This window comes from Chitinophaga sp. CF418 (assembly GCF_900142925.1).
Taxonomy (GTDB): domain Bacteria; phylum Bacteroidota; class Bacteroidia; order Chitinophagales; family Chitinophagaceae; genus Chitinophaga.
The window spans coordinates 182,880-194,704 of record NZ_FRCN01000006.1 but is presented as its reverse complement, the minus strand read 5'-3'; the positions used below and the strand labels follow the sequence as shown (position 1 = coordinate 194,704).

4 protein-coding genes are annotated in these 11,825 nt (G+C 47.4%); all 4 read right to left on the bottom strand.

The features are described 5' to 3' along the window. Window position 1: 1 nt before the first annotated feature. On the bottom strand, window positions 2-976 hold the full coding sequence (locus F3I09_RS14930; protein WP_149695838.1) for a sugar phosphate isomerase/epimerase: 975 nt from the start codon (window positions 974-976) through the stop codon (window positions 2-4). A gap of 200 nt (window positions 977-1,176) precedes the next feature. Then, window positions 1,177-1,488 (bottom strand): hypothetical protein, encoded by a 312-nt coding sequence (locus tag F3I09_RS14925; protein ID WP_149695837.1) that lies wholly within the window; start codon window positions 1,486-1,488, stop codon window positions 1,177-1,179. 133 nt (window positions 1,489-1,621) lie between these two features. Beyond that, the gene (gene porV, locus F3I09_RS14920; protein WP_149695836.1) at window positions 1,622-2,749 is read right to left on the bottom strand and encodes a type IX secretion system outer membrane channel protein PorV; all 1,128 of its coding nucleotides are present in this window, start codon (window positions 2,747-2,749) and stop codon (window positions 1,622-1,624) included. Window positions 2,750-2,805: 56 nt separating this feature from the next. Continuing rightward, window positions 2,806-11,583, bottom strand: a complete 8,778-nt coding sequence (locus F3I09_RS14915; RefSeq protein ID WP_188133818.1) for an Ig-like domain-containing protein — start codon at window positions 11,581-11,583, stop codon at window positions 2,806-2,808. Window positions 11,584-11,825 lie beyond the last annotated feature (242 nt).

Below are 11,825 nucleotides of genomic sequence, written 5' to 3'. Positions count from 1 at the left end.
CTTAGGCTTTTAGCAAATTGCTTTTCACATATCCGTAACTCTTCTTAATACTTTCAAACGGATCAATGGAGATCTTGTCCTGCTCTACGAAAGCATATTTAACACCTGCTACACTGGCATTGGCAAAGACATTTTTGAAATCAACGGCGCCGGTACCTACTTCTGCGAATTTCACATGAGGCAGGATCTCCATGGCTGTTTTATGATCTGCATCGCCACCTGCAATTTTCTCAGTGGCTGATTTATCAATGTCCTTGACATGCCACATAGAGAAACGGCCGGGATATTTTCTGAATAACGTTACAGGATCAACATTGGCTTTAATAGCCCAGAAGAGATCCAGCTCAAATGTTACCAGAGATGGATCAGTACCTTTCAGCATGATCTCATATCCGGAGGTCTGGGCCTCTGGCAGCTGTCTGAATTCCCAGTAGTGATTATGATACCCTATTTTCAGGTCAGATTGCTGTGCTAATTCTCCTGCCTTATTCAACTGTTCTGCGATGAATTTATAGTCATCGGCAGTCAGCTTATCCCACGTACCAACAGGGGGAACCGGTACAACCAGATATTTCTGTCCAAGTTCGTTAGCGATGCCGAGCTGCACCTTCAAGGCTTCCTCCTTACCATTTCCGCGGGTCAGGTAATCGTTCAGCTGATAGTGCCCACTGTAGGTAGCAAGGTTATTGTCTTTCAAAAGGGCCTTAAACCCTTTAGGATCAAGTCCCCAGAACTGTTCCTTCTGATCAGGTGCTTTGTAGCCGTAGAATGTCTCAACATGACTATAGCCGGTCTGAGCGACCTTCTCTATGGTGTTTTTTACGTCTTTCGCCAGCTGTTCACGCAGGGTATATAACTGGATACCTATTTTGCTAACTGTATTTTCACGGCCTTTGCTGAAAATACCAGATGGGTTGATCATAACACCGGCGGCTATGAGGCCTGCCTGTTGCATAAATTGTCTTCTTGAACTCATGTTTTTTGTGTTTAACGTGGCATGGTATGACAATGAAAATACAAAAAAACAATTACCACAAGAAAAGTATAGGAAGAACGGTTATTTTTTCATGCGGTCCCCGCTTCCGGTGAATATAGATAACAATGGCAAGGGAATATAAAAAGAGGGCGTATCAGACTTTTTTGATACGCCCTCTATATTTATGTGCTGAGTAACAGTTAAGCAAAAATTTTCACAAAAATCAGTATCAGTGCGGCAATAATAGGACCGGCAAAAGCAAGCCATCCCATTTTAGGCCTTGGCAATGCGTTCAATGCCGGCAAGAGTTCATGGTTTACTTCATACAGCTTGTTATCAGTCTTACGTACACACCATTGTGAGCCAATAGGAAACATTGGGATCCAATACAGATGCGCATATTGTTGTCTGTATTCAAATTGTACCACGCCCGGAACTTCGGTGTGGATACCAATTTCCGACAGCTGAACAGTCTTCGTCTTAAAACTGTTGCGTCCATAAAAGAAAATCATAGGTTCTGGGTTTAGGTTTAGGGAAAATGCCGATTAAGTATAACAAATATAAATAATTTAAATAAGAAATAAAAGGCCCGCCGGAGACGGGCCTTCATAGGTATAGGGTATATAGAACAGGGGAAAATCTTATTTATTTCCATGGAAGATCCACGGTAGCACCGAAACGCAGTGTATTGGACAGAGGGCTTTTGGTGGCGCCGCTGCCGGATGGTACGATGTAGGCGATATTGATCATAGCGGAACCATATCTATATCCAACGCCGGTGGTCAGATATTTACGGTCACCATGGTATTTGTCTTCGTAGAAATAGCCGGTGCGGAGGAAGAACTGATCTTTATAGCTGTATTCACAGCCCAGGGATACCTGGAAGGATTTCAATCCACCGTTAGCACTACTAAAGGATTTAAACCAGCTTTTAACGACGCTGTAATCGTAGTATGAGGCAATACCTGCGGAATCGTTGGGAATAACAGGCGTCAGCATCTTATTGAGTTCCAGGCCGAAAGTAAACTTATGGCCTTCCTGTACCGGCAGATGATAAGCGACACCTGCACCGAAATTGGAAGGCAGATAATCCTTGGCAGCGCTGTTATTGCTATAGTTAACCCGTGAACCCAGGTTAGTGATAGTGGCTCCGGTTGTAAGCCCCTTCCCTTCTTCGTTTACCGCATTGTAAGTCATGGAGATATCCACTCCAAAGGCATTTCCGGCTTTGTAATTGACTCCGGAATTGTTGGCGTTACCGGTGGCCAGCTTTGAATAAATATAACGAGCTGCCAATGCGAGGCTCAAACGATCTCCCAGTTTACGGGCGTAACCTCCTTCCAGGGAGAACTCCCGTGGACTGGAGCTGCCCAGCGGATTCCCCGAAGCGTCCGCAAACTGAATATTACCCAGGTTAAAATACCGGAGCGCCCCACTTACCGCCTGGTTATCATCCAATTTATGATAACCGCTGACAGTAGCCAGGTAAATCTTGTTACTGATCTCCCTCAGCCAGGGAGTATATGAAACCGCCACGCCGTCTGGCGCATCTGCAAAGACAATCTTAGACAAATTATAGAAAGGTGCATTGGCATCCGCTTTTGTGGCAATGCCCATTTCTCCCATACCACCTGCACGGGCATCCGGAGATATTCTCAGGAAAGGTGCGGCAGATGTAGCCACATTAATAGTCTTTTGTGCATGCGATACAACAGGCAGAACTGTTCCTATCAGAAAAGCCAGTGTTGCAGAACGGAAACAGAAACGTATCATCTCAGTTGTTTTGTATAGTCCCGGCAGCTCAGGTTAGCTACCGGAACTATCAGTTGTTATCTTGCTATTACGACTGTAGTGTTAAAGCTGTGATCTTTCATCCTGATGTACAGTACATATGTACCGGAAGGAACACGTTGCGTATTGAAGGTCAGTATACCATTCTTCACAGTACCATTCTGCTGCAACAATACCTGGCCTGCCATACTTGTCATAGTAAAATTAGCATCTCCATAATCAACCCCAGAGAAGCGTACATTCACCACATCAGTTGCCGGCATTGGGTAGACAATATCTATACTCATCCCGAATTTTATTCGGAGGGCCAGCGTACTGGAAACCGTATTGCCATTACCTGCCATATCAGTTACCTTATCCGCCGGAACGTTCACTGTCATCATCCCATTTTCCAGCGGCACAATAACCACATCATAGATGGTGGGCGACAACTGTTTGACTTCCTTCACGGTACCATTGGTCACATTGATATCTCCGGATTCGAACCCTATAACATCTTCAGAGAAAGTAAACGTAAAGACAGCAGGATCATCCAATGGCTCTTTAGCCCGCGTCATCAGAGATACGTCGGGCTTGGTGAGGTCCACCGTCATTACCACCTGGTTACTATGCCCACTTTCATTTCCCTGCTTGTCGGAGGCGGTCACAGTGATATTGTACGCACCTTCTGCCAGTGCAGGATTATAGGTATAAGACCAGTCGCCGGCAGCGTTTACGTCAGCCGTACCTACCGCCTTACCGTCGGTGTAAATGGTGATGGTCGTACCTGGTTCCCCTCTGCCTGTGATCCTTGGAGTACCGGTATTTACAAGACCCGGGATATTTATACCAGGCAATACAGGAGCTCGAGGAATACCCGGAGCTGTTGCATCGATTGAGAAGGAAAGCGGACCACCTGGCAAGCTGGTATTACCTGCAGCATCGGTGGCTGTAGCCGTGATGGTATGAGCGCCCTGAGATAAAGCAGGGTTGAAAGTATATGTATAATGACCACTTGCATCTGCAGTTGCAGTACCTGCCACTACCCCATCCGCATAGATTGTCACAGTGCTGTTAGCTTCCGCAGCACCTGAGATTGTTGGCGTGTTGGTAGTGATCACACCATTGTTGCTGGCGGTTTCCAGTACAATGGTCGGTGCAGTTGGCGCCTGGGTATCAACAGTGATACTCAGTGATGGCGTTTGTGCGCTGGTATTGCCTGCAGCATCTGTGGCGGTGGCAGTAACGTTGTGGTTACCGTCGGTCAATGCAGGATTGAAGGTATAGTTGTAATTACCGCTATTGTCTGCAGTTGTTGTACCAGCAGGTTTGCCATCTACGTAAACTGTTACGGTACTATTCGGTTCTGCTTTACCGGTGACAGTTGGTGTATTGTCGTTTGTAGGCGACTTGTCGGTCGTAACAGTCGGCACAGGCGGCGCTTGTGTATCTATCACGATAGCAAGTGCCGGGCTTTGTGCGCTGGTATTGCCGGTAGCGTCTGTTGCGGTTACGGTGATGTTGTGCGGTCCGTCTGCTAATGCAGGATTAAATGTGTAAGTGTAATGACCGCTGGCATCAGCTTTTGTGGTGCCGACAGGTATGCCATCTATGTACACGGTTACGGTACTGTTGGCTTCTGCGTCACCTTTGATAGATGGCGTGGCATCATTAATGATGCCATTAGTGCCACCGATCAGTTGAGGCGCAGCTGGCGTTGCGGGGCCAGCTGCATCAATGGTGATATTTAAGGCCGGGCTGTGTGCGCTGGTATTACCGGCGGCATCTGTTGCCGTCGCGGTAATAGCATAGCTACCATCAGCCAGAGCTGGATTAAACGTATATGTATAGTTACCACTGGCGTCTGCCTTAGTGGTGCCTACTGCGGTTCCATCCCGATAGATTGTCACTGTGCTGTTAGCTTCCGTTGTACCGGTTACTGTTGGCGTATTATCGCTGGTAGGTGTTTTATCGGTGGTGATGGTTGGCACAGCTGGCGCCTGGGTATCGATAGTGATATTCAGGGTAGCACTTGGTGCACTGGTGTTACCTACTGCATCGGTAGCTGTAGCAGTGAACGCATGTGTACCATCTGACAGCGGTGTTGGTACTGTGAAGGTGTAGTTACCACCGGCGTTAGCAGTAGTTGTACCTACTGCTGAACCATCTACATAGATAGTCACAGTGCTGTTAGCTTTTGCTGTACCAGTTACGGTTGGTGTGTTGTCGTTAGTTAATGTCTGAGCCGTAGTGATAGTTGGCACAGTTAACACCTGCGTATCTATAGTGATATTCAGCGTGGCACTTGGTGCACTGGTATTACCTACTGCATCGGTAGCTGTAGCTGTGAATGCATGCGTACCATCTGACAGTGGTGTTGGCACTGTGAAGGTATAGTTACCACCGGCGTTGGCGGTAGTTGTACCTACTGCTGAACCATCTACATAGATAGTCACGGTGCTGTTAGCTTCCGCTGTACCTGTTACGGTTGGTGTGTTATCAGATGTTAAGGTCTGAGCGGTGGTAATAGTTGGCACAGTTGGTACCTGGGTATCGATAGTGATATTCAGGGTAACACTTGGTGCACTGGTATTACCTACTGCATCGGTAGCTGTAGCTGTGAATGCATGTGTACCGTCTGACAGTGCTGTTGGCACTGTGAAGGTATAGTTACCACCGGCATTAGCTGTAGTTGTACCAACTGCTGAACCATCTACATAAATAGTTACAGTGCTGTTGGCTTCTGCTGTACCTGTTACAGTTGGTGTATTATCAGATGTTAAGGTCTGAGCGGTAGTAATCGTCGGCACAGTTGGCACCTGGGTATCAATAGTGATATTCAGCGTAGCACTTGGTGCACTGGTGTTACCTACTGCATCGGTAGCTGTAGCAGTGAATGCATGTGTGCCATCAGACAGTGGTGTTGGCACTGTGAAGGTATAGTTACCACCAGCATTAGCGGTGGTTGTACCTACTGCTGAACCATCTACATAGATAGTTACGGTGCTGTTTGCCTCTGCTGTACCAGTTACAGTTGGTGTATTATCGGATGTTAAGGTCTGAGCGGTAGTAATAGTCGGCACAGTTGGCACCTGGGTATCGATAGTGATATTCAGCGTAGCACTTGGTGCACTGGTATTACCTACTGCGTCAGTTGATGTAGCAGTGAATGTATGCGTACCATCTGTCAGTGCTGTTGGCACTGTGAAGGTATAGTTACCACCAGCGTTAGCGGTGGTAGTACCAACTGCAGTACCATCTACATAGATAGTTACGGTGCTGTTAGCTTCGGCTGTACCGGTTACGGTTGGTGTATTATCGGATGTTAAGGTCTGAGCGGTGGTAATAGTCGGTACAGTTGGCACCTGCGTATCAATAGTGATATTCAGCGTAGCACTTGGTGCACTGGTATTACCTACTGCGTCAGTTGATGTAGCAGTGAATGCATGGGTACCGTCTGACAGTGGTGTTGGCACCGTGAAGGTGTAGCTACCACCAGCGTTAGCAGTAGTTGTACCTACTGCTGAACCATCTACATAAATAGTTACAGTGCTGTTAGCTTCTGCTGTACCAGTTACGGTCGGTGTATTATCAGATGTTAAGGCCTGAGCGGTGGTGATAGTTGGTACAGCTGGTGCCTGCGTATCGATAGTGATATTCAGCGGAGCACTTAGAGCGCTGGTATTGCCTACTGCGTCTTTAGCGGTGGCAGTCAGTACATAAGAGCCGTCAGGCAGTGATGTAGTAAAGGTGTAAATATAATTACCACTAACATCAGCAGATACTGTAGCCACAATGGTACCATCCTTATAGATGGTTACGGAGCTGTTAGCTTCTGCCGTACCTGTTACAGTTGGTGTATTATCAGATGTTAGGGTCTGAGCTGTAGTGATAGTTGGCACAGCTGGCGCCTGGGTATCGATAGTGATATTCAGGGTAGCGCTTGGTGCACTGGTGTTACCTACTGCGTCAGTCGCTGTAGCAGTGAATGCATGTGTACCGTCAGATAAAGCTGTTGGCACTGTGAAAGTGTAGTTACCACCGGCAGTAGCGGTAGTCGTACCAACTGCCGAACCATCTACATAGATAGTGACGGTGCTGTTAGCTTCTGCTGTACCAGTTACAGTTGGTGTATTATCAGCGGTCAATGTCTGAGCCGTAGTAATAGTCGGTGCGCCTGGCGCCTGGGTATCAATAATGATATTCAGGGTAGCACTTAATGCACTGGTATTACCAACTGCATCCGTAGCAGTGGCTGTGAATGCATGTGTACCGTCAGACAGTGACGTTGGTACTGTGAAAGTATAGTTACCACCGGCAGTAGCTGTAGTTGTGCTTACTGCTGAACCGTCTACATAGATAGTTACAGTGCTGTTGGCTTCCGCCGCGCCGGTTACAGTTGGTGTATTATCACTAGTCGGTGTTTGAGCGGTAGTGATGGTTGGTACCGTTGGAGCCTGCGTATCGATGGTAATATTCAGCGGAGCACTTGGTGTACTTGTATTACCCACTGCATCGGTAGCTGTAGCAGTGAATGCATGTGTACCGTCAGATAAAGCTGTTGGTACTGTGAAGGTATAGTTACCACCGGCATTAGCAGTAGTTGTACCGGCTGCAGTGCCATCTATATATATGGTCACCGTGCTGTTAGCTTCCGCTGTACCTGTTACAGTTGGCGTATTGTCAACAGTCAGTGTCTGGGCAGTAGTAATGGTCGGTGCAGTCGGCGCCTGGCTATCGATAGTGATATTCAGACCCGCACTTGGCGCACTGGTATTACCTGTTGCATCAGCTGCTGTAGCGGTGAACGTATGAGTACCGTCAGATAAGGCCGTTGGTACTGTGAAGGTGTAGTTACCACCGGCATTAGCAGTAGTTGTACCAACTGCTGAACCACCTACATAGATAGTTACGGTGCTGTTAGCTTCCGCTGTACCCGTTACCGTTGGCGTATTATCATTAGTTGGTGTCTGAGCAGTAGTAATGGTCGGTACACCCGGCGCCTGCGTATCAATCAGGATATTCAGGGGCGCACTCTGCGGACCGGTATTACCTGCGGCATCCGTCGCTGTAGCGGTTATTCCACGCAGTCCGTCGGCCAATGATGAAGTAAAGGTATAGCTGTAGTTACCACTGGCATTAGCAGCAGTTGTACCAGCCAGCACACCGTCACGATAAATAGTTACTGTGCTGTTAGGCTCTGCGGTACCGGTAACGGTTGGCGTGTTGTCATTAGCCGGAGTAGCGACAGATGATACAACAGGAGCCGGAGGCGCCTGGGTATCAATGGTAATGTTCAATACGTTACTCTGTGGACTGATATTGCCCGCAGCATCAGTAGCGGTAGCTGTTACGGCATATACATTATCCGCTAATGGAGAACTGAACGTATAAGAGAAATTACCACCGGCATTAGCCGTAGTCGTAGCCACAGCAACACCTCCTTTATAAATAGTTACCGTGCTGTTAGCTTCCGCGGTACCTGTTATGGTAGGAGTATTATTATTAGTTATTAATTTATTGGTAGTAATAACCGGAGCATTAGGAGCGGTAGCATCCACCGTAATGTTCAGCGGACTACTTTGCGCACTGGTATTGCCTACGGCATCAGTAGCAGTTGCGGTGATGCTATAAGTAGCGTCAGGCAATGCAGGACTAAAGGTGTAGGTATAATTGCCGGAAGCATTCGCGGTAGCGGTGCCAGCTGCCACACCATCTTTATAAATGGTTACAGTGCTATTAGCCTCCGCTGTACCGGTTACAGTTGGTGTGTTATCATTTGTCAGCGTCTGAGCAGTAGTGATGGTTGGCACAGGAGGCGCCTGCGTATCTACGGTAAAGTTCAGCGCAGGACTTTGTGCACTGGTATTACCCGCAGCATCTGTAGCTGTTACATTCACAGTATAAGGCCCATCGGCGAGTACCGGGAAGGTAAAGATATAATCACCGTTATTATCCGCATGGGCAGTACCGGCAGCAACACCACCGTTATAGATCGTCACGGTACTATTGGCTTCCGCCTTACCAATGATAGTAGGGGTATTATCATTGGTCACACCGGCAACACCACCTACCAGCGTTGGAGCGGGAGGCGTGGCAGGTGCTGTAACATCTATAGTCAGCGGGAAAGGATCACTGCTGACACTCACATTGCCCGCAACATCTGTTGCAGTCACAGTAATATTATGTAATGAAGTGCTCAGGGTAGGTGCTGTCAGCGTCCATTGACCGGATGCATTGGTAGTAGCGGTACCTATCTGCGTAGCACCATCATATATTTTCACGAGGGAACCTGGTTCTGCAGAACCTGTCAGATCAGGCGTAACATCATTCGATGCATTTCCACTACCTGATGCTAAAGCAGGCTGCCCTGGTTTGAACGGAGCTGTCAGGTCTACCGTTATTGTATAGGTCTGACTCGCAGCACTTGTCTGACTACCAGTAGTAGCGGTTGCCGTGAATGCATAGGTACCATCGGTCAATGAAGTACCGGTATAGTTAAATGTCCAGTTACCGGAAGCATTGACGGTGGTTGTACCTATTGATCCTATATCTGCCCTGTATACGGTGATAGTGGCAGAAGCCTGCCCTGTTCCACTGAGAACCAGGGTGTTATCGTTAGTAATATTATCTATGGAACTAAGCCCATTATCACTGGAAAACGCAGTAATAACAGGAGCCGGCGGTGCATTTACCATCACCCTGCTATAGTCAATATTCAGTACCGGATCAGAAGCATATCCTCCATATTCCACCACATATCCCAGATTCGAAGTATTCGGAAGGTCATTCCATTTACCCTGATTCGTGGAATACAGCTGCATGTACTGCTCGTTGGTACTCTGATAGTTATTTGGCTCGCCCGCGTTCCAGTTCATATATGCGCCACCTACTGCGACAGGAGTGTTCAATCCTGTGGAGATAGCCGTTCCTTTTTCAGGGCCCACTACCCAATAATATTTACCATTCGCCTGATTCTGATTGTTAAATACAGTACTGCCCACGGCAGTATTTACCAGCGTATAGTTACAGGAAGCTCCTATCCAGCCATCGGCAGAGAGTTTGGAAGTAATGAAGTCATTTTCTATCTGTGCCGTACTGGTAGCCAGGTAACCCTGGAGACCATATAATGTACGCGCCTCCGCAGCTGCTTTTGCTGCGGTCCAGCTCATAGGAGTGGTAATATATTCGTAGTAGTGGGGCTTGGTGCCAACAGTATAAGTCACCACGTTACTTAATACAAAACGGATGGTCCTGTTGCCCGTAGTGCCACTGGTGGTGTTGAACGTAATAGTACGGTAAAAATTCTGCCAGTCGGTAGACGAAGCAGTACCCGTAAAGTTAGCCACCCCGGTAGTAGCATTATATGCACCCGTAACCCCGGTAGGTAAGGTCCCCCAGGAGATCACGTCTCCCGCAGTAAACCCTGTTTCTATATACACTTTTCCATCTGTAATGCTGGAACTTCCTTTTACAAGTATCTGATCATCAACCACTGTGGCGGTAGTAAATAATGATTTCTGCTGAACACCTTCATTCGTTGAAGTGATTTCAGAAGCAGTACTGGTAGCTGCCCTCGTGGCTAGTGTGAAGTAATCGCCCTTCGTGAGGCTTACACCGGAAATACATACTCTGTTCACCAGGATGGTCACGCCTGTGCTGATAACAGTAGCGTTACTGAAATCTCCATCCTTATCTATCAGCAGGGCGAAGTTGCCTGAGTTGGAAACGTCAATACCCAGGCCGCTTAGTTCGAAGCAGACATCCACAGTACCAATATTTCCATTGAGGTCTGCCCGCCATACCTGCTGTAACCTGGAGGTATACGTGGAAGGCGTCTGAGAGGAACTGCCATATCCTCCGCGATCATTACCGAAGCTTAATACTACGCCGGTATTACTCGCGGAAGGATTGGTAACTGACAGGATTGCACTGAAAGAAGCGCTGATATTATAGGTACCCCCACAAGCCGAAGTACGTACACCTACACCATTGATATCATTATTATAAGGAATACCGAGTGTATAGTTAGACGCCATATCGGTAAAGTCCGTTGCGTATTTGGCCGCGAGGTAAATATTGATCTTTTCTATTTCACAGGCGCTCAGCTTCCTGTTATATACGATCAGTTCACTGACATCGCCGTTGTAGTAATTATTATCGCCATCCAGACCTATCTTAAAAGTCGAAAGACCAGAAGCACTGGCTGTCTGGTCCGTAAATGCAGAAATCAGCTTCCCGTTCAGGTAAGCTGCAGATGCGTTGGCGCCACTACTATAAACGGCTGTGACAAGCCTTGTCTCTCCGTTCTTTGCGCCTCCGGGTATGACGACGGCCGTGCCTCCGGTGGCCAGACTGGCATCCGTAGTACCGGTAGCCGCTTTGTTATTGAAGTAACGCTGCTGACTGCCATTATCATTTCCCCATATTGCCTGGGCATTACCATCGTTTGTACCCGGACGGTATACCGCGAAGATGGTGACATCCGGAGAAGTCACCGCTCTGATGTCCAATCCGGATACTGTCATGCCTGAACCTGCTGCTGCGGAGGTCCGGGTAAAATTCACAACAGGGCGACCATTTGCGCCACCAGTATTGTATATCACTGCGTTAGCGCCAGAGCTGACTGCATTATGCCCGCTACCCGACTTATCAAACCATGTAGCCAGCGTTGTGCCAAAAGCCGGAGCGGTTCCTCCTGCCAGTACATCTGAAGCATCCAGCCACAATACAGCTCCGTTATTTACACCGGCTGGTCCTGTCTGAGCAAATGAAGAAATACTGAGCAGGCAGCATAAAAAAATGCAAACCAGGCACTTAGGAAGAAATAATCTCATTCTGAAAGTAATTGTGTATTGGTATCGGGACAGAAGACCGCTAAGTACTTCCGAATCATTCATAGGTATATTTTGTTTTGTTCACTTGACGGTTTTCACATACAACAAATTTATATACTTGTTTGATTTAATTATTTAGAATAACTTGTATTAATATGTAGTAGTTTTACTACAAAACTTTTTTTCTCCATCTTCCATGCATTGTTTATTTAACCGTTGTAACATACTTTTACACAATAAGT

What these genes read in the sequence shown, in the direction of transcription:
- F3I09_RS14925 (WP_149695837.1), bottom strand. Translation starts at nt 1,488, where the DNA reads ATGATTTTCTTTTATGGACGCAACAGTTTTAAGACGAAGACTGTTCAG.
- F3I09_RS14915 (WP_188133818.1), bottom strand. Translation starts at nt 11,583, where the DNA reads ATGAGATTATTTCTTCCTAAGTGCCTGGTTTGCATTTTTTTATGCTGC.
- F3I09_RS14930 (WP_149695838.1), bottom strand. Translation starts at nt 976, where the DNA reads ATGAGTTCAAGAAGACAATTTATGCAACAGGCAGGCCTCATAGCCGCC.
- porV (WP_149695836.1), bottom strand. Translation starts at nt 2,749, where the DNA reads ATGATACGTTTCTGTTTCCGTTCTGCAACACTGGCTTTTCTGATAGGA.